Below are 17,961 nucleotides of genomic sequence, written 5' to 3'. Positions count from 1 at the left end.
TCATTAACGACTAGAACATCCAGCGATTCCAGTTGCCGTAACGCCTGCTGATATCGCCTCGCGGCAGGCTCAACAGGATCAACGCCAAGCCGGCGATCAAACTGGCGAGAGAGGCGTTCAGGCCCGGGCCATAAGCGAAGGGCGTCAGCAGTAGGCAAATGCCAAGCGGTACCAATAGAAAACGTACGGGTCTTGCGACCTCCGTCAATGCGATCACTGCTACGGTAATGGTCAACGATCCTATCAGGTGATCCCAGTCCGCCATCGCGCCTTCCGTTCCGAACAGCAATCGCGTGCACATCAACCCCACGCCGATGAGTATGCTCACGGCAAGATTCCAAGGCAGCCCCACGCCGCCGCCCACGATGTCTTTTATGATGGCGGCCGGGCGTTGCTCGAAGCTGGGCTCTGGCGCGACGCGTCCGCCATTGTCTTCATCGCCGAGGAAAAATACTTTCCACAGCGAGCGACCCGCTAGTTTGCGTCGATACAGAAACTGGCCGGTGGCGACCAATTCATCCAGCGAATAGGGGATCTGCAATAACATCGCAGTTGCCGCAATCAGGCAGAGGGCGCACCAGGTTTCCAGCAAAATAGGCTGAATAATGATGAAGGTGATGGAGACAATGCCCAGAGGCACAATCATGAATCCGAACAGGGCCACCAGCCAGGGCATGGTGCGCCAGCGTTTGTGCGACCCCACCAGCCCGGACAGGATTTCCAGTGCATAGGTTAACGCGCCCACGCCAGCGTCGGGAACAGGCCAGGCTTCAGATACATACGAGGTGATGATTTCCTCCGCGCCGTTTTGGGGATCAGTGCGGGAGCCTGCGAAGAACGGGTCCCACACCTCGGGAATATGCTCTAACTGGTATGCGCACAAATACGTCGAGATCAGCAGACCAACCATAGCCAGGGCGATAATCGGCAGGCGTTGAAACCAGCTGGAGGGGTTGCTGTCCCACCCCGGTGGAATATTCGTCTCATCCAGCTCCGCTCGGGAGGAAATCCCGGGAGAGGGCGGTAATGCAATGGCGAAGCCGATAACCAGAATGCCCACCAGCGTGTCGTTCAAATAGGCGGCTGCGTTGGGTGTCCAGAATAGCAGCGGCGCCGACATCAGCCACAACCCCAGTACAGCGCAAACCCAGCGCGCCCAGCTTAAACGCCAGGATAGGGATAGCCCGGCGAAGACCAGTAATGCAAAGCCCGCGATCACATCGCTGTATATCATGCCTGGCTCGCTATAGTCCCGCAGCGCCGGTGAACAGATGAGCCAGAGCGCCAGGGCCATGTTCATGAAATGAGCCCACAGGTTGCGGCTATGCAGGGCCCGGTATTGATCGCGATGTACGATGGAACGCGAAAATGGCGTTGATGACCGGATAATCTGTTCCTGCATAGCTAACTCCCTTTTATGTGTTCACGGGGGAAGGCGAGAGATTAAAGCGCGGCGAGGGCGTCCTTGATGGCGCTTACAAAGGCGTCGAGATCGCCCGGGTGGCGGGCGGTGATAATGTTGCGGTCGCGCACTGTGGCCTCATCCACCCATTCCGCACCGGCGTTTTTCATGTCGGTGATGATGGACTTGTAAGAGGTGGCGCGAATGCCGCGAACGATCTGCGCCTCAATTAATAGCCAGGGGCCGTGACAGATGGCGGCGATGGGCTTTTCCGCGATGTTGAATTTATGGATCAGGTCTATCACCGTCTTTTCCACCCGCAGCAAGTCAGGGTTGATCTGCCCGCCGGGCAATACCACTGCGTGGTAGTCCTCTACATCTACGTCTTGTACGGTCTTATCCACTGGGACTTCTTCGCCCCAATCTTTCCCGCTCCACCCTCGAATGCGACCTGTCTGCAGAGAGGCTACATGCACGGTGACGCCTGCGTCGCGCAGTCGATCCCGGGGAACTTCCAGCTCGGATTGCTCGAATCCGTGGGTGGCGATGATGAGAACCTTGGCTTCGTTGATATTCATAGTTAATGCTTCCGTTTTCTGTTGTCCGTATTGGCGGCGCGGCTCCAAGTCTTCGAACCAGCGCTACGATGGGTGTCCTGATAGACGCGGCAATTTCCTTGCCATGGCTGAGTTTGATCAAAATGACGTGATGGCGGGCTCGGGAGCGGATGGAAAAGGGCGTCGCATTTGTGTTTTGACGGTACTTTTTCCAACTATCTTGTAAAGCTTACAATTGGGGTCCCTGTCTTTCCCCTTGGAAGCTTGAGGGCATATACTTATGTCAGGCTGCGGCTGATAGGGCGGAAAACATAAATCTCCGGGTTAGGGCGCCAATGAATGACAGGCCATGAACAACGCGATATTGGTTGACGAAGGTTGGCACAAACTTGGCAAGCCTGACTGTCGTCCTGAGCAGGCGACTGCGTACATCACTTGCAAGTTGAGACAGCTTGACGAGATAAGGAGCGCCGAGGACTTGTCTGAAAACGTACTGAGTAATCTGGACGACTGTAAAGACCAGTTCTCCCTTCTGATGAGCAGTATTTCCACGAACGATTATTTTCCTCAATACATCTTCACCAATCGTTTGCTTGAATTGATTCAGATAGAAATCGAGCAAGTGCGCGAAATCGGATAAAACCGTCTGCCTGGACAATCTTCGCTTAACAAACAAAGGGAGCGTTTGCATGATCAGAAGGTGGTTTTACCAGATATCCATAGCCTTGCTGGCGGGATTGGCCTTGATTTCTCTGGTCTGGCCGCCGGTATGGTGGTTGCTGGTTCTGATCGGACCGATCATCGCCATAGGTCTGTATGACGTCATGCAGAGCGAGCACGCGATTCTGCGAAACTTTCCTGTCATTGGCCACATCCGCTACTGGCTGGAGCGGATTCGCCCGGAAATCCAGCAGTACTTCATTGAATCCAATATCGACGCGCACCCCATTCCGCGGGAGATTCGCGCCATTGTCTACCAGCGCGCCAAGGGGGCTTTGGAAACCAAGCCGTTCGGCACCGAACGGGATGTATATCGCGTTGGCTACGAGTGGGCGGCCCATGCGCTGTCAGAAACGGAGCCTCTGAAAGAAGAGCCCCGTGTGGTGATTGGCGGCGAGCAATGCCGACAGCCATATTCTTCCTCGGTGCTAAACATCAGCGCGATGAGTTACGGCGCGTTGTCACCGGCGGCGATCAAAGCCCTGAATAAGGGCGCCAAGAAAGGCGGGTTCGCCCACAACACTGGTGAAGGCGGGGTCTCGCCCTACCATCTGGAAGCGGGCGCTGATCTGATCTGGCAAATCGGCACCGCCTATTTTGGATGTCGCACCCGCACAGGCGATTTCGATCCTGAAATGTTTAAAGACATGGCGCAGCGGGACGAAGTGCGCATGATCGAGCTGAAACTATCTCAAGGCGCCAAGCCGGGACATGGCGGCGTACTGCCTGCCTGTAAGGTGAATGAGGAACTGGCGGAAATTCGCAAGGTGCCCATGGGTGAGGACGTCATCAGTCCGCCTCGTCACCGGGCGTTTCATAATCCAACGCAAATGCTGGAATTTATCACTCACTTGCGCGAGCTGTCGGGAGGCAAGCCGGTAGGCTTCAAACTCTCCGTGGGGCGGCGGGTGGAGTTTTTATCCATCTGCAAAGCCATCCTGGAAACTGGCGTCACGCCGGATTTCATCACTGTGGATGGCGGTGAAGGCGGTACTGGCGCAGCGCCGCTGGAATTCTCCAACTCACTGGGCATGCCCGCGCGGGACGCCTGGATGTTCGTCAACAACGCTTTGGTTGGCGTTGGCAAGAGAGACCATATTCGCCTCATCGCCAGCGGCAAGATCATGACTGGATTCCATATGATTCGCGCCATGGCGCTGGGCGCGGACCTGTGCAACAGCGCGCGGGGCATGATGTTCGCGCTGGGGTGCGTGCAGTCGTTGCGGTGCAACAAGAACACCTGCCCAACCGGCATCGCGACCCAGGACCCCTGGCTGTATAAAGGACTGGTGGTGGAGGATAAAGCCGAGCGCGTCTTCCGCTTTCACCAAGGCAGCATCCACAGCTTTCTGGACCTGATGAACGCCATGGGTGTGGACAGCCTGAGTCAGATCTCACCGGAACTGATTTTCCGGCGCATAGGCGACATGCGCGTAGAAACTTTCGCGGAACTCTACGAATTTCTCACTCCAGGCCAACTGCTGGATGACGACGACTTACCCCGCGCCTGGGCGAGAGACTGGCGGGACGCCAGTGCGACGGCGTTTGCCCCATAAACCCGCCAATGAGAACGGAAGGGCGAGAGCAAAAAGCAAAAGTAAAAGTAAAAGAGAGGAGCAGAGTCTTCAACTGCTCCTATGACGCCACGACATACTCAACATGGATGTCCGGCGAGCGAGCCAAAGTCTGATAGACCACGCAATAGCGTTCCGTCAGTTTCATCAGAGAGCCGAGTTGCTCTGCATCCGCCTGGCTTTTGAGGTCAAAATGCAGGCGGATGGATTTGAAGCCGACAGGCGCGTCTTTTGCGACAGACAGCGTGCCCCTGAAATCCAGATCTCCCTCCGCGCGAATCACCGCATCCTGCAGATCCACTCCGGTCGCTGTGGCGACAGCGCGCAAAGTAACGCCAGCGCAGGCTACCAGAGCTTCCAGCAGCATATCGCCAGAGCAAAGCGATAAGCCATCGCCCCCCGTCGCTGGATGCAGCCCCGCCTCCGCTATGGCTCTACCTGTGTCCACCTTGCAAGTGATTCCTTCGCCAATACGTCCCTGTGCTTTCAACGTAATCAGCGCCGTCTCCGGCTTTTCCTTGTATTGCTGCTTCAGGGGAGATTGTAAGGCTTTGAGTTCATCTGCGTTCATAAACGCCTCCGGAGATTCAGAGATTGGGACCATGAATGTATATTAGTTGAAGCACTAAAGATTGGAGTCGGGTCTATATCCTTACCGAGGGCCGTACTTCTCTGCGCTTCATGCTTGGCTTACCTCTTAAGTTGATGAAAATATGGATAAAGTGACTAGAAATCCCTGCCTTAAATACCACTCTCTAAAAATGCTGATGACGCTGGATTTAAACAAGGCCGTAGAGCTTTTGGCGAGGGAATATGGCGATTCATTTTCTCTGGATATTTCTTTGATGAACGATGCCGAACGCGAGCGCTGCATGGATGTCTCCAGCGCTGTCCCTATCGTGAGAGAACGGTTTTGGATTCTTGAGAAGGAACACGAAGGAGGCTTGATCCGCCGGAGGGATCTTGAAAAGAAAATTGTCGACGAAGGCCAAAAGTAAAACGGGTCAGCTGAATAAAAAAAGCCCCCAGGGCATCTTGGGGGCTTCGGATGACGGAAAATGTTATTCCTCCATATGCTCCGTCAAATTCATCGAGGCTCTGGCGCCAGAGCCTGTTTTATAGGTGGCTACCAGCTGAATGCCGGAATAAGGCTTAAAGGCGTACAGCATGATGTGGAAGGTGCCGGCGTAGGGATAGCGCCAGGAGCACCATTCCACCTGAGTGGTCGAATAAGGGCGGCAGTGGTAGTTGCTCAGCGTTGGCTGGGACTGATACATGACATGCATATCCGCGTCGCCAGTTCCGCCGGACATCTCAATACGCAGGTCTGTAGCGCCGGCGGGCACGTTCAGGCGGAAATAAGACTTCTCACCCTGTGCGCCGGACAAGTTGCGGTACACCTGGCCATTGGACATTTCGCGGTTACTGCCCTGATCGTTGTCGTTCTCATAGCCAACTTGCAGAGAGATTCCTGAGTAGTTGGAGAACGCGTGCAGCATGATGTAGTACTTGCCGGCCTGTGGCGTGCGGTAATAGCACTGCTCGTCCTGAGTGGTGGTGTATGGACGGCAGTTGTAGTTGTTGAAGCCGGGACGACCGTCACGCTTGACGTACATGTCCACGTCGCCGCGACCGCCGCTGATTTTGAAATACAGATTGCGGGAGCCGGCGGGGACATCCAGCACGTAGTAATTCAGATCTTCTTTATTGGCTGACATGTTCTGCACGGTCTGGCCGTTGCGCAGAGTGGTTTCCGAGTTGTTGTCATCACCGCCATCGTCGCCGCCGTTGTCGTCATCGCCTCCATCATCGGGATCGCCGCCGTTGGGAACGCCGGGGTTGCTGAGGGAGCGATTAGCGCAATAACGATAGTTATCTTTGCTCAACCAGAAGTAATTACAGTCGCCGTCGTAACTCCAGCGACCGGTTTTCACTTTGTAGCCGGACAGGGCGACGCCGTCGAGGTGGAAGTAGCTGCCGTTGTATTTCAAGCTGAAATGCTGGTGAGGGCCAGTCGAGCTACCGCCGTCGCAGAGCGCTTGAGATTGGTTGTTGGCGTAGTTCGCCAGTTTCTGGTTCCGGGAAACTGTGGCGCGATTCTGAAATTGAATGTTGTCCAGATGGTAGTAAGTGGTCGACCATCCGCCTTCGTGCAGCACTTCAACGAAACAGGAAGAGTGACGAATCGCGGTGCCTCCCGCTGACGCCACCGCCCATTTGTTGGAGGTGTTGGAGCCCCAGTAGCCGCCGTTGTTCAAGTCCAGGGAGGAAAGCGGGTAGCTGCCGCTGCCGGTGTAGGTGTGCGCGCCGCCGAAATACCATTGCTCGCCAACCGGGAAGGGCAGCTGCAATAAATTATCCGGCGGTACCGCGTTACGGGTGTATGCGGCGAAACGATTAAGAGACGGAGCGGTTGAGGCTGTGGCGGACTGCGCTGTTTCCGGGAACAGGCGATGATAAACCTCCTGGAACTCCTCGACATCGCCGTCAGAGCTGTTGCGCAGTTCATCAGACAAGGACTGCGTCGCAATTCCCTGACCCACGAAAGACAGGTTCTGTTGTTCTTGCCCTACTGTTTTGTAGTAGTTGGTGGCGAGGCGGGTGGCGATATCCTGCACTTGCGCATTGAAGCCGGATTCAGAGGACAGTTCGCCCATAGGCTGCTGCATAGCTGCGAACTGACGTCCGCCATGGCTGAGCAAGCCGCTTTGCATCTCAATCAGGGTCATCAGGACCTTCGGGCTGACGGTGCTGTAACCGGCCCAGTGCGTAATCACGTCTGCTTGATCTTTCAGATGGGGCGCATGTTCTTCCAGATACGCCGCCACGTCGAAGTTCCGCATCTCGTCGTAGGAATATATGAATTGGTCGTCGGGAATTGCATCGCTATCGTAGGCTTGGGCGAAAAACGGCAGAGCGGTTAGCGCGCAGGTCAGGATAGACTTGATCATCCTTTTCATGAGGTTTCTCTTTGGGATTGAGTTGTAAGTATTAGAATTATCTTGCGCAGTCTGTATGAAGGACGGGCCCGGTGGAATCAGTAAAACGGCAGAAATTAGACTCGTCCGGTCAGGGATGGGGTTATCCGTAAAGGGTTATCTGCTATACCGTTTAGTGTAAGCGGCGTAAGCGTTATGGGTGAAATTTGAAACTTTGGTTGTGTTTATCGCAGGAAAATGAGGCGTGGCGCTCAGTTTGGCGCAATCATGAGGGACGGGCTAATTATGGGTGTCTTGATAAATAAACATTAAACATGGGTGCCCTGGTAAGGAGTGAACAGGGAATGGCTGCGCGATCAATCTCAATGTGCCCTAACAAGAGTAAAAGTGGGGTAAAAGTGGGTGTCCATTTAGACACCCAAATAGAAAACCAGGCGTTATCCCAACGATTCCAACTTCCACTTCAACCGCTCCGTCGCCTGCCTGAGAATGAAAGGAAGGCGCTTGCCAAAAGTATGCAGGGCGTAGACGTCTCTGTCTTCCGCCTGCCAATCCGGGGCTACTCTTTCCAACTCGCCGCGACTAATGGCGTCCGCCACGAAAATGGAAGGGGCAAGCAGCAAACCTAATCCATGGCGGGCATAGTTGATCGCCGCCGGCAGCGTATTGACCTGCATTGTCTTACCCGCCTGTAGAGGAATCTGCTCGCCGTTGTTGAACAGAGACGCTTTGTGTTGCCAGGGCAGGAGGATCAACGTGTGGTTTTGCAACTGCTGGGGATCAGGCTTGCCATGGGTGTCCTGATAAGCTTGCGAAGCGACCAGAAACGAACGCAGGACACCCAGTTTTAGCGCGTGGTAGTCGCTGTCTTGCTGAGGTCCGACTGTGATCGCCATGTCCAGTTTATGTTCAAGCGGATCGAGTTTCTGATCGGAAAAGGTGACATCAGCGATCAGCTTTGGATATTGCCGACACAAATCGACTATCACGGACTCCACCAGCAGGGATTCAAAGGCATGAGGAGCGGTAATTGCGATCCGTCCCTGAGGCTCTTGCTCAAAATCCTGTAACTCATCCACCGCCAGTTGCAGTGTTTCCGCCATTTGCGCGCTGCGCAATGCGAACTGGCGTCCTGCGGGTGTCAGATGCAGTCGTCGAGTGCTGCGACTCAGCAGCTTTGTACCCACCAAGGTTTCCAATTGACTGATATAGGTGCTGATACCTGACCGGGTATGTCCCAAGCTCTCTGCGGCGCCGGTAAAAGATCCGCACTTCACCACCTCATGAAAGACCAGCATACGATAGGGAAGCGCCTTTTGTTCATTATTTCTAAACATTGAGTTTTAAAACGAGCTAATTATTGCGTTATTGGATTCGAATATTATTCCTCCCGCTCCCAAAACAGCAAGAGAGGAAAGTGAAATGTCCCAAATCGTTATCGAAGAAGTCCTGAGCGCTAGCAGAGAATGGATTGCCTGCTTTAACCGTGGCGATGTTGAAGGTTGCCTCTCCGGTTACCTGCCCGACGCCACCATGCGTGTGGACCCGGTTGGAGAGTTCAAAGGCGCCGGCGCTATCGCCTTATTCTGGCGCGATTTCGCCAACCTCAATCCCTCGCAACTTGAGTATCTGGACGTCAACGTCAAAGTCATCGACGCCAAAAGCGCCGTCCTTTCCGCGAACTGGCGCATGAATATCGCCAACGGCTTTATCAGCAAAGAGCTGTGGGTGAAGCAGGACAGCGGCGAATGGAAGCTGGCGCAGGATGATTTCAGCGTTCTAAGCCTGAACCCACAGCAAAGCGCCTGAGCTTACCAGGACACCCACTTTAGTAACCGGACACCCATTTCAACGTTTGTCGTTTAACACAGAGGTATCTATGAAAAGCACATATATTCTTGTACACGCTGCATGGCTGGGCGCTTGGGCTTGGAAGCAGGTGGCGGATCAATTGACGGCCAAGGGACACACTGTTATCGCACCAGACTTACCGGGTCATGGAGCGGATCAAACACCAGCCAAACATATCCGGCTGCAGAACTATGTGGCGACAGTGCTTGAGGCGGTGGATCGTGCAGAGCAGCCGGTTATCCTGGTCGGCCATAGCTTCGCAGGAGTCACCATCAGCCAGGTGGCTGAGGCGCGACCAGAGAAAATTCGCGGTCTTGTATATCTCACAGCGTTCTTGTTACCCAATGGCGGTACATTCGGCGATGCCGTGGCGGGAGTCACGGGCTCTGTAGCGGTGGATAACTTCTACTTGTCAGACGATAAGACGGAAGCCTACGTCGCTGCCGAAAAAGTTCACGCCGCCTTTGCTCAGGATGCGTCTGCGGAAGCCTTTAGCGAAGCCGCCAAATACATGGTGGCGGAACCAGCTGCTCCGCTGTTTGAAAAGCTGAGCATCACTGATGAGCGTTGCGGCGCCATTCCGAAGTATTACATCGAAACAACAGAGGACAACGCGGTACCGCTTGCGGCGCAGAGGCAGATGGCCGCACAAGGAGGCGTTCGTCGTACTTATTCGATGGCCACCGGGCATTGCCCAAACCTGACTCAACCGGCGGAAGTGGCGGCCTACCTGCTGGAGATTGCAGAAGAGTTGTAGGGGGTTGTAGAGAGCTGTAGGGCCTTGAAGCGGCTGAAAAAGCGCTGCGAATAAACGCACGAGCTTATCAGGACACCCACTGTATTTGAGTGGGTGTCCATTTTATTATGGCCTCATTGCCCGATCCCCAGACTTGACGATTACCAATAATGCTGGTTATATAGCCAGCACTTTGTGACGTTAATTCAAGGATGAAAACCATGCCAAAGCCACGGAGTGCGCAGATTTCCGTCGAAGCCACGCCTTTCTACCACTGTATCTCCCGCTGTGTGCGGCAAGCGTATTTATGCGGTCAGGATACCGATGGCCGGGATTATTCTCATCGCCGCAAATGGGTAGAGTCCCGCATATTATTCCTTTCCTCTGTCTTCGCCATGGATGTGTGCGCCTACGCGGTGATGAGTAATCATTTCCATGTCGTGCTTCATGTCAACGTAAGTCATGCGGCATCATGGAGCGACAGAGAAGTCGTACATCGCTGGAATAAACTTTTTACCGGGACCGAGCTGAGTTGGCGTTATTTGCGAGGCGAGCCAATAGAAGACGCTCACTTCCGGATTCTGAAAAAGCAGATTACTGTCTGGCGACAGCGGCTTGCCTGCATCAGTTGGTTTATGCGTTGTCTGAACGAGCCCATTGCAAGAATGGCGAACCGGGAAGATGGCTGTACTGGCCGGTTTTGGGAGGGTCGTTTCAAGTCCCAAGCGCTGCTGGACGAAAAAGCATTGCTGGCATGCCTGGCTTATGTCGACTTAAATCCCGTGCGCGCTAATTTGGCGAGGACGCCGGAAGAAAGCCCGTACACCTCCATCCAACGCCGCATCAATGCATTCAAAAGTGAACAACCGCATCAGCCCGCTAAACTCATGCCGTTTACAGGCTCAAATCGTAATAAATCCTCTCAGGGTATTCCATTCGCCCTGGAGGACTATCTGGCGCTGGTGGATTGGACGGGAAGGGCGCAAAGAGAGGATAAACCTGGCTATATCCATCAAAGTTATCCGCCGATATTGCAACGCTTGAACTTCGATCCTGATCACTGGCTGACGGCTAGTCTTAAATTTGAGAGTCGCTTCAGAGGTTGGGTTGGCGCCTTCTATCGGCTGAAATCAGTCTGCGCCAAGCTGGGTTACAGGCGGATTCCTGGCGGCGCTAACTCCAGATTACTTTTGGTCTGAGTAACACAAGAGCGTGCGGAGCTGAACGAATCAAACGAATCCCGTTAACAGGACACCCACAATAAGAGCCCGAATCAAAGTCTATCCACCAGCTTTTCTACAATTTCCAGTGGCGTTTCAAAGCAATAATCCGGCTGTTCTTCTTTCAGGCGTGTGAAGGTGTTGTAGCCCCAGGCGACGGAGCCGCATTTCAGGCCGGCTTTGCGTGCGGCTTCTATGTCTCGCAACTCGTCGCCGATATAGATCGCCTCGTGGGCCTGTATTTTTTCGTTTTTGAGGAGCGCTCGAAGCTTATGCGCCTTGCCGGACAAAGACATGCCGCAACTGAAGTAGTCGAACACTTCGAGATCATTATGTTTGAGAAACATACGGATATTGCTCTCGGAATTGGACGATCCAATGCCTAATTTGTAGTCGTGATCGGTCAAACGCTGAAGCGTCTCTTTGATATGAGGAAAGGGTTTGACGCTGGTCATCTTGCCTGCGGCGCGCTTTCTGAACTCCCTCGCCAATTGTGGCGTACGCCAGGCGCTGATACCCAAAAAATCCATAATTTCGCCGTAGGTTTTATCCCTCAGTGTTTCGCCTTCTTCTTCAGTGACATAGCGGAAGTTGAAGGTCTTTGACATATCTTGGATATTTTTGAGAAACCAGGAGTAGGTGTCGGCGATAGTCCCATCAAAATCGAAAATAACGTAGGCAACCACGTAAAAATCCTTTTTGTTTTAGTCGGGCGGCGGTTGAAGGACGGCTCATTGGTTTTTATCTGCGAGTAAAAAAGATAGCAGCTATTTTGCGAAGGGAAAGCAGCAAAAAGTAAATCCGGTGGCTGTCCACCGGATTGAGGTCATGGAGCCGAGAAAGATCAGTCGCACACCTGCCACTGGACCGTGCCTGAACCGGTCCCAAAACGTTGCATGGTGTACTTCTCAATGTCGATGAGATAACCCGTACGACCCAGGTTTTGCGTGCAACAGCCATCGCAATCCGAATCGGCGCACATGTCGTACACGATCACATCGATTTCCTTACCGCCCTGACGTAACCGTAGCGTTTTACCGTTCAACCAGTTGAAGTCTTTGGAGTGAACCGCCGCGATATTGTGGGCTTTGACCCAGCTTTCCGGCTGCACGCCATCCAGGCCCGCGAACTGGCCAGCCCATTCGCAGCCGTTGTACTTGATGCACTCTTCGCTGTTGGGATCAGGGTAAGATTCGTAGTTGGTCAGATTGGCTTCGTTCCAGTTATTACCCGCGGCGCAGTTAGCGCCGGAGTCGTCTCCGTTGTCTCCATCATCATTGCCGTCGCCCGAGTCACCACCATCTTCGCCACCTTGATACTCATCCCAGAACCAGTGGCTGATGACCGGGTCATAGCCAGGATTGGCGTGAACGGCGATATACAGCTTCCCTTTGTAGCGGACGATGTCTCCTTCCACGTAGTTATGTCCCGACTGCCAATCCGGGCGCTCATCGGAGCCACCGTCCGTTGTCTCCGTTTTGGAGACGCGTACTGAGGAGGCATCGTCGTCGCGGTTTAACTCCGCTGCGTCAGACGTGTAGAGGTCACGCACGCCTTTGAAGTTGTTGTGCTGAAACACTTCCAGCTTTAGACCATTGGGAACTCGCGCGGAAGACAGGTCGTCATTCAATGCGCCACGGGAAATCAGGCTGGTTAAGTTGTAGTCGCCAACAGGGAGCTCAACGGCATAGCCCTTAAAGTGGGTGTCCTCGTAAAGCATGACGGATTTTTCTCCGCCGTTGTTTGAATCCGCGCCATAAACTTCTATTTCCCACAATGAATAGCCGTATTCGGTTCCGCGCTTTTTACCTTTGATGCGGAGGTATCTGCCGGTTGCGTTCAGGTTGCTCAGATCGTCAATATCCCCGTCTGCATTAGTGACGGAGCGAACTGTCGTCCAGGATGAGGCGTCGTTGGAGACCTGTATGTCATAGGCTTTAGCGTATGCCGCCTCCCACGTAAGCCGGACGCGGGATATGGATCGCTTTTCACCCAGGTCCACATAGATCCAGGCTGAATTTCCGTAGGCGCTACCCCAGCGAGTGCTGGCGTCTCCGTCGACGGCCATGTAGCCGCTGAGATCGCTGGATTCGACAGAAGAGGTGGTGACAGGCCGCATGTGCGCCAGATTTTCCGCAGCGAAAGCGCAATGGCCGAAGCCAGCTCCCGCTGCGATAGAGAGGGCGAGCGCATGTCTGCGCCAGTGGGATGAAATCATGGGTGTCCTTCCTTATTGCTTTAATTAGGTTCATTGGCGGTCAGGCTTGGCGATGCCTGTTATTAACGTGATACGTTTTCGAGTCTAGGTTGGGAACCGTTCCCAAACGATTACCCAAAGGGGCTAAAAGGGATCTAGTCCAAAGGTGCGCAACCTACTGCTCAGATGCAGGGATTTATTACATCTGTTTAACTGGCTAATTGTGGGTGTCCCAGTAATTTGTACGGCGGCGATGCGCTCGCTGATTATGAGAGCCTGCACGGCGGCGAATGTTTTTCTGCCGGCAAAAGTGGGTGTCCTACTAAGTCGAGGTTTAAATACAGCGCTAATTATGGGTGTCCTGATAAGTGCTGATAAGTGATAAGCGTGGGTGCCTTAACAAGAGCTGAGTTACGCGACAGCTGTTAATCGACGCCCCCCAGACGCCCTCGCCACAAACCAACCTGCACAACATTAAGGAATCAGCATGCTGAAGTTGTTTACGATCAGGGATAACGGAGTTCATGAGGTTTCGTCTTCTGTGTCCCAAGAGACGCTGCAGGCGGCATCCTGGATTGATGCGCAGGCGCCGGATGCGGCGGAGCGCGAACTGCTGAATGCTTTGTTGCCTGAGGATTTGCCGGAGTCATCGGCGGTGGAGGAGATTGAGTCTTCTGCGCGGTTTTTCACTGACGCTAACGGCGTGCACGTGCACTCGCTGTTTTTGTCGAATGGGGACGGCCGACCCAGAACGGTCACGGTTGCTTTTATATTGCAGACACAGCGGCTGATTACCCTGCGGCAGAGCGATTGCGCCGATTTTGGATTGTTCCGGACGCGGGCGGAGAAAGGTCAGGTGGAAGTGGCTGGCCCCGCCCAACTGTTGGTGGCGCTGCTGGAGCAAAAAGTGGGGAATCTGGCGGATGTGATAGAGGACACCCATCGTAAACTCGACCATATCAGCCATCAGGTGCTGGAGCAGGGCGGGGACTTGCAGGCTGCTATCGGCGGCCTGGCGAGAGTGGAGAATTTAAACGGCAAGGTGCGTCTTTGCCTGATGGACACGGAACGCGCGATCTCCTTTCTGCAGCGCCACGCCAAGCCCTGGCCGGAGATGCAGCAGACCTGCCAGGAAATTATGCGCGATGTGGAGACGTTGATGTCTCACACCACATTTTTGTTTGAGAAGATCAACTACTTGATGGACTACACACAAGGTTTCATCAATATTCACCAGAACCAGATTATTAAAATTTTCTCCATCGTCTCTGTGGTTTTGCTACCGCCTACTTTGATCGCCAGTATCTACGGCATGAACTTCAACTATATTCCTGAGCTGAAATGGCTGTTGGGATATCCCTGGGCGATCGGTCTGATGATTGTGTCTGCGGTGACGCCCTATTTGTATTTCAAGCGCAAGGGGTGGCTGTAGACGGCTTTTGCAATTGAGGCGGAGAATTGCGGTATGGCGATGCAATTTGACTTATATCCGTTTTGAAGCGTGGGTATCTGCGCATAATAATGCGCTTTTAGGATTTTTATATGTGACCAAGGAACCAGGAATGAGACGTTTGACACTACAAGAGGCCGCCCGATTATCTATCCCATTGTTGGACCTGACTTCGCTTAACGAAGCGGACACGGACGCCAGCATCACCGCACTTTGTCAGAAAGCCCGCACCCCGGAAGGCTGGGTGGCGGCAGTGTGCGTATATCCCCGTTTTGTCGCGTTGGCGAAGCAAAGTTTGAGCGATGCGCCGGTGAAAGTGGCGACCGTGGTGAACTTCCCTCACGGCGAATCGCCGGCCGACGCGGTGATTGTGGAAACCACCGAAGCGATCCGCGCGGGGGCGGATGAGATCGACCTTGTGTTTCCCTATAAAGCCTTGTTGGCGGGAGATGAAAACACCGGGCGTAAATTAGTGGCCGCGGTGAAAGCCGCCTGCGGCGAAGCTGTGCCGTTGAAGGTCATCATTGAATCCGGCGAGTTAAAAACCCCGAATTACGTGCAGCGAGCCAGTGAACTGGCGATCGCCGCCGGCGCGGATTTTCTGAAGACATCCACTGGAAAAGTAAAGGTCAATGCCACGCTGGACGCGGCGGAAGTCATGCTCAACTGCATACGCGAGTCTCGCGCCTCAGTCGGTTTTAAAGCCGCAGGCGGAGTCGGCACGCCTGAACAGGCGCGGCTCTACCTCAGTCTGGCGATGAATATCATGGGCGACGACTGGGTGTCTCCAGACAACTTCCGCTTTGGCGCCAGCAGCTTGTTGCATAACCTGCTGGTGTTGTTGGGACACGGTTCCGACCACGCCACATTGGAATATTGATCTACACTGCAAGACGCAGATCGCGCCAACGAGCGCCGATAGCACAATAACAACGAACCGTCATGGAGACAGAAGTTACTTTTAAGGAGAGAGTGTGAGCAGGGCAATATTGATCGTACTGGACAGCTTTGGCATTGGCGCCACAGCCGATGCTGAGCGTTTCGGCGACACCGGCGCCAACACCTTATTGCATATCGCCGAAGCCTGCGCCGCTGGCGTTTGCGATAGTCAAGGCAGAGCAGGGCCATTGCGGCTTCCCAACATGAATCGGCTGGGCCTGGGCAAGGCGGGAGAAGCCAGTTGCGGCGTCGCGGCGCCGGGGTTGGAGTCGACGCCCGCCATACTTGGCGCCTATGGCTTTGCGGAAGAGCTGAGCTCCGGCAAAGACACTCCTTCCGGACATTGGGAAATCGCCGGCGTTCCCGTGCTTTTCGATTGGGGCTATTTCACCGATAAGCAGCAAAGTTTCCCTCTGGAGTTGCTTGACGCCATTGTCGCAGAAGCCGGGCTGCCTGGCGTGCTGGGCAACGTTCATGCCTCCGGCACCCAGATTATTGTGGATCTGGGAAAGGAGCATATGGCGACGGGCAAGCCGATTTTTTATACCAGCGCGGATAGCGTGGTTCAGATCGCCTGTCATGAAGAATCCTTTGGCCTGCAACGCTTGTATGAGCTGTGCCGAATCACCCGCAAGCACATCGATCCCTATAATATCGCCCGCGTCATCGCGCGTCCCTTTGTGGGCGCTTCGCCGGAAGATTTTCGTCGCACCGGCGCTCGCCGTGATTTCGCCACGCCGCCCCATAAGCCGACGCTGCTGGATAAGCTGAGCCTTGCCGGAGGGGAGGTGGTCGCCATTGGCAAAATCTCCGATATCTATGCCGGCAAAGGCGTCAGTCGTGCGGTCAAGGCGGACGGGTTATGCGCGCTGGTGGAGGCGACCCTGACAGCGATGAACGAGACTGACGGCGCGACAAATGAGCAAGACACAATGATTTTCACCAATCTGGTGGACTTCGACATGCTTTACGGCCACCGTCGCGACGTCACTGGCTATGCGAAGGCGCTGGAAGATTTCGACACCATGTTGCCGGACATCCTGGGCGCCATGAAAGATGACGACCTGCTGATTCTGACGGCGGATCACGGCTGTGATCCTACCTGGCCTGGCAGCGATCATACACGGGAACATATTCCCATCCTGATGTACGGTAAACGCGCGCCACATGGCTTTATCGGCGCCAGAAAGACGTTCGCCGACATCGGTCAGACGCTGGCGGAATACTTTCATCTTGGCCAACTGGACTTCGGTGAATCCTTTCTCGCGCCAGCGGCCCAATAAATTATCCCCGGGCGCCGGGATGCGCGCCCATCTGTTTCACCTCATCACATAAGGAAGACGATTATGGCCACTCCTCATATCGCCGCTAATCCTGGCGACTTTGCAGATACCGTTCTGATGCCGGGCGATCCGCTTCGAGCCAAACACATCGCGGAGACTTATCTGGCGAAACCGGTGTTGGTGAACGATGTACGCGGCATGCTGGGGTACACCGGTGAGTACCGTGGACGCAGACTTTCCGTCATGGGGTCAGGCATGGGGGTGCCCTCCATCTCCATATACGCCCATGAGCTGTATACCCAGTTCAACGTGAAAAATATCGTTCGCATCGGCTCCTGCGGCTCTATTCGCGATGAAGTGAAAGTGCGCGACATAGTTATCGGAATGGGCGCGGGAACGGACTCTTTGGTGAACCGCGTGCGCCTCAATCATTACGATTTCGCCGCCATAGCCGACTACGATTTGCTGGAGCCAGTGGTAACCGCCGCCCGACGTCGGGAGACGCGGTATCATGTTGGCGCTTTGTTCACCACAGACCTGTTCTACGCAGCCGATCCTGGCTTAACAGAACGTCTCTCCGCACATGGCGTCAAGGCGGTGGAGATGGAAGCCGCCGGACTCTATGGCGTGGCCGCCGCGTGCGGCGGCAAAGCCCTGGCGCTTTGCACCGTCAGCGACCATTTGTTAAGCGGTGAAAGACTGAGTCCGGAAGAAAGACGCACCAGCTTTAACGACATGGTGGAAATCGCCCTGGAAGCAGCGGTTAGTTTCTAGTCGCCTCGTTAACAGGACACCCACTTTTACACCCATCGCACTAGTAGGACACCCACCACTAAGGTGCGATGGGCCCCCATGCTTGCGGGGCTCAACCGTGGTGTTTTTAACAGGACACCCACAATTTGAGTGTGGCGGAACCCCAGGTTTTTGATGGGGTTCCTGTCTCAACGCCAATAACGCAACGTTAGCAAGACACCCATCGTAAACCCCGTCCGATCCGGTTTCCCCAAGGCTTGCCTCCAATCCAGCTAATTGTCTATCCCTAAAAACTCAATCCCAAACCCACCCGTTCGCGCTGAGCTTGTCGAAGCGCTTT

At 54.4% G+C, this 17,961-nt stretch carries 17 protein-coding genes; 10 read left to right on the top strand and 7 right to left on the bottom strand.

Annotated elements, in window-relative coordinates:
- Window positions 1-10: 10 nt before the first annotated feature.
- Together ACQYWX_RS16505 and ACQYWX_RS16500 are read right to left on the bottom strand one after the other, a co-directional pair.
- Window positions 11-1,402 (bottom strand): vitamin K epoxide reductase family protein, encoded by a 1,392-nt coding sequence (locus ACQYWX_RS16505; RefSeq protein ID WP_431685591.1) that lies wholly within the window; start codon window positions 1,400-1,402, stop codon window positions 11-13.
- Between the two features lie 41 nt (window positions 1,403-1,443).
- Window positions 1,444-1,980, bottom strand: coding sequence for a type 1 glutamine amidotransferase domain-containing protein (locus tag ACQYWX_RS16500; protein ID WP_431685590.1), 537 nt, complete (start codon window positions 1,978-1,980; stop codon window positions 1,444-1,446).
- A 328-nt stretch (window positions 1,981-2,308) separates the two neighbouring features.
- On the opposite strand from ACQYWX_RS16500, the gene ACQYWX_RS16495 reads away from it, so the two are divergent.
- Window positions 2,309-2,599 carry a hypothetical protein gene (locus ACQYWX_RS16495; RefSeq protein WP_431685589.1) on the top strand — a complete coding sequence of 97 codons (291 nt, stop codon included), beginning with the start codon at window positions 2,309-2,311 and terminating at the stop codon, window positions 2,597-2,599.
- A 49-nt stretch (window positions 2,600-2,648) separates the two neighbouring features.
- On the top strand, window positions 2,649-4,235 hold the full coding sequence (locus ACQYWX_RS16490; RefSeq protein WP_431685588.1) for an FMN-binding glutamate synthase family protein: 1,587 nt from the start codon (window positions 2,649-2,651) through the stop codon (window positions 4,233-4,235).
- Between the two features lie 79 nt (window positions 4,236-4,314).
- On the opposite strand, the gene ACQYWX_RS16485 is transcribed toward ACQYWX_RS16490, so the two are convergent.
- Window positions 4,315-4,824: an OsmC family protein gene (locus tag ACQYWX_RS16485; RefSeq protein WP_431685587.1), complete on the bottom strand. Its 510-nt coding sequence runs from the start codon at window positions 4,822-4,824 to the stop codon at window positions 4,315-4,317.
- 142 nt (window positions 4,825-4,966) lie between these two features.
- Between ACQYWX_RS16485 and ACQYWX_RS16480 the strand changes: the two genes are divergently transcribed.
- On the top strand, window positions 4,967-5,251 hold the full coding sequence (locus ACQYWX_RS16480) for a hypothetical protein (RefSeq protein WP_431685586.1): 285 nt from the start codon (window positions 4,967-4,969) through the stop codon (window positions 5,249-5,251).
- Between the two features lie 63 nt (window positions 5,252-5,314).
- Here ACQYWX_RS16480 and ACQYWX_RS16475 read toward each other — a convergent pair whose 3' ends face one another.
- Window positions 5,315-7,213 carry a pre-peptidase C-terminal domain-containing protein gene (locus tag ACQYWX_RS16475; RefSeq protein WP_431685585.1) on the bottom strand — a complete coding sequence of 633 codons (1,899 nt, stop codon included), beginning with the start codon at window positions 7,211-7,213 and terminating at the stop codon, window positions 5,315-5,317.
- Between the two features lie 416 nt (window positions 7,214-7,629).
- On the bottom strand, window positions 7,630-8,490 hold the full coding sequence (locus ACQYWX_RS16470) for a LysR family transcriptional regulator (RefSeq protein ID WP_431685584.1): 861 nt from the start codon (window positions 8,488-8,490) through the stop codon (window positions 7,630-7,632).
- A gap of 124 nt (window positions 8,491-8,614) precedes the next feature.
- Here ACQYWX_RS16470 and ACQYWX_RS16465 point away from each other — a divergent pair, with 124 nt between their 5' ends.
- The 3 genes from ACQYWX_RS16465 (at window position 8,615) to ACQYWX_RS16455 (ending at window position 10,978) form a co-directional block, all read left to right on the top strand.
- Window positions 8,615-9,001 carry a YybH family protein gene (locus ACQYWX_RS16465; RefSeq protein ID WP_431685583.1) on the top strand — a complete coding sequence of 129 codons (387 nt, stop codon included), beginning with the start codon at window positions 8,615-8,617 and terminating at the stop codon, window positions 8,999-9,001.
- A gap of 70 nt (window positions 9,002-9,071) precedes the next feature.
- Window positions 9,072-9,800, top strand: a complete 729-nt coding sequence (locus ACQYWX_RS16460) for an alpha/beta fold hydrolase (RefSeq protein ID WP_431685582.1) — start codon at window positions 9,072-9,074, stop codon at window positions 9,798-9,800.
- Between the two features lie 200 nt (window positions 9,801-10,000).
- Complete coding sequence (locus ACQYWX_RS16455; protein ID WP_431685581.1) at window positions 10,001-10,978, top strand: transposase; 978 nt, start codon at window positions 10,001-10,003, stop codon at window positions 10,976-10,978.
- Between the two features lie 74 nt (window positions 10,979-11,052).
- Here ACQYWX_RS16455 and ACQYWX_RS16450 read toward each other — a convergent pair whose 3' ends face one another.
- On the bottom strand, window positions 11,053-11,685 hold the full coding sequence (locus tag ACQYWX_RS16450) for an HAD-IA family hydrolase (RefSeq protein WP_279504742.1): 633 nt from the start codon (window positions 11,683-11,685) through the stop codon (window positions 11,053-11,055).
- Window positions 11,686-11,843: 158 nt separating this feature from the next.
- The gene (locus tag ACQYWX_RS16445) at window positions 11,844-13,217 is read right to left on the bottom strand and encodes a discoidin domain-containing protein (protein ID WP_431685580.1); all 1,374 of its coding nucleotides are present in this window, start codon (window positions 13,215-13,217) and stop codon (window positions 11,844-11,846) included.
- 466 nt (window positions 13,218-13,683) lie between these two features.
- Between ACQYWX_RS16445 and corA the strand changes: the two genes are divergently transcribed.
- From corA to deoD, 4 genes are all read left to right on the top strand, one after another.
- Entirely contained in the window at window positions 13,684-14,628 is a 945-nt protein-coding gene (gene corA / locus ACQYWX_RS16440) for a magnesium/cobalt transporter CorA (protein ID WP_431685579.1), read from the top strand.
- Window positions 14,629-14,758: 130 nt separating this feature from the next.
- Complete coding sequence (gene deoC / locus ACQYWX_RS16435) at window positions 14,759-15,526, top strand: deoxyribose-phosphate aldolase (RefSeq protein ID WP_431685578.1); 768 nt, start codon at window positions 14,759-14,761, stop codon at window positions 15,524-15,526.
- A gap of 94 nt (window positions 15,527-15,620) precedes the next feature.
- Complete coding sequence (locus ACQYWX_RS16430) at window positions 15,621-16,868, top strand: phosphopentomutase (RefSeq protein ID WP_431685577.1); 1,248 nt, start codon at window positions 15,621-15,623, stop codon at window positions 16,866-16,868.
- A gap of 63 nt (window positions 16,869-16,931) precedes the next feature.
- Window positions 16,932-17,642 carry a purine-nucleoside phosphorylase gene (gene deoD, locus ACQYWX_RS16425; RefSeq protein WP_431685576.1) on the top strand — a complete coding sequence of 237 codons (711 nt, stop codon included), beginning with the start codon at window positions 16,932-16,934 and terminating at the stop codon, window positions 17,640-17,642.
- The last annotated feature ends 319 nt before the right edge of the window (window positions 17,643-17,961 follow it).

Origin of the sequence: Hahella sp. NBU794, from assembly GCF_050749805.1 — a bacterium.
Classification (GTDB): Bacteria; Pseudomonadota; Gammaproteobacteria; order Pseudomonadales; family Oleiphilaceae; genus Hahella.
The sequence above is the reverse complement of the archived record's forward strand: the minus strand, read 5'-3'. Positions and strand labels throughout refer to the sequence as shown.

Excerpts from the sequence above, each read along its gene's own strand:
- ACQYWX_RS16460 (WP_431685582.1), top strand. The coding sequence starts at position 9,072 with ATGAAAAGCACATATATTCTTGTACACGCTGCATGGCTGGGCGCTTGG.
- ACQYWX_RS16495 (WP_431685589.1), top strand. The coding sequence starts at position 2,309 with ATGAACAACGCGATATTGGTTGACGAAGGTTGGCACAAACTTGGCAAG.
- ACQYWX_RS16485 (WP_431685587.1), bottom strand. The coding sequence starts at position 4,824 with ATGAACGCAGATGAACTCAAAGCCTTACAATCTCCCCTGAAGCAGCAA.
- corA (WP_431685579.1), top strand. The coding sequence starts at position 13,684 with ATGCTGAAGTTGTTTACGATCAGGGATAACGGAGTTCATGAGGTTTCG.
- ACQYWX_RS16445 (WP_431685580.1), bottom strand. The coding sequence starts at position 13,217 with ATGATTTCATCCCACTGGCGCAGACATGCGCTCGCCCTCTCTATCGCA.
- ACQYWX_RS16505 (WP_431685591.1), bottom strand. The coding sequence starts at position 1,402 with ATGCAGGAACAGATTATCCGGTCATCAACGCCATTTTCGCGTTCCATC.
- ACQYWX_RS16470 (WP_431685584.1), bottom strand. The coding sequence starts at position 8,490 with ATGCTGGTCTTTCATGAGGTGGTGAAGTGCGGATCTTTTACCGGCGCC.
- deoD (WP_431685576.1), top strand. The coding sequence starts at position 16,932 with ATGGCCACTCCTCATATCGCCGCTAATCCTGGCGACTTTGCAGATACC.
- ACQYWX_RS16465 (WP_431685583.1), top strand. The coding sequence starts at position 8,615 with ATGTCCCAAATCGTTATCGAAGAAGTCCTGAGCGCTAGCAGAGAATGG.
- deoC (WP_431685578.1), top strand. The coding sequence starts at position 14,759 with ATGAGACGTTTGACACTACAAGAGGCCGCCCGATTATCTATCCCATTG.
- ACQYWX_RS16480 (WP_431685586.1), top strand. The coding sequence starts at position 4,967 with ATGGATAAAGTGACTAGAAATCCCTGCCTTAAATACCACTCTCTAAAA.
- ACQYWX_RS16475 (WP_431685585.1), bottom strand. The coding sequence starts at position 7,213 with ATGAAAAGGATGATCAAGTCTATCCTGACCTGCGCGCTAACCGCTCTG.
- ACQYWX_RS16490 (WP_431685588.1), top strand. The coding sequence starts at position 2,649 with ATGATCAGAAGGTGGTTTTACCAGATATCCATAGCCTTGCTGGCGGGA.
- ACQYWX_RS16455 (WP_431685581.1), top strand. The coding sequence starts at position 10,001 with ATGCCAAAGCCACGGAGTGCGCAGATTTCCGTCGAAGCCACGCCTTTC.
- ACQYWX_RS16500 (WP_431685590.1), bottom strand. The coding sequence starts at position 1,980 with ATGAATATCAACGAAGCCAAGGTTCTCATCATCGCCACCCACGGATTC.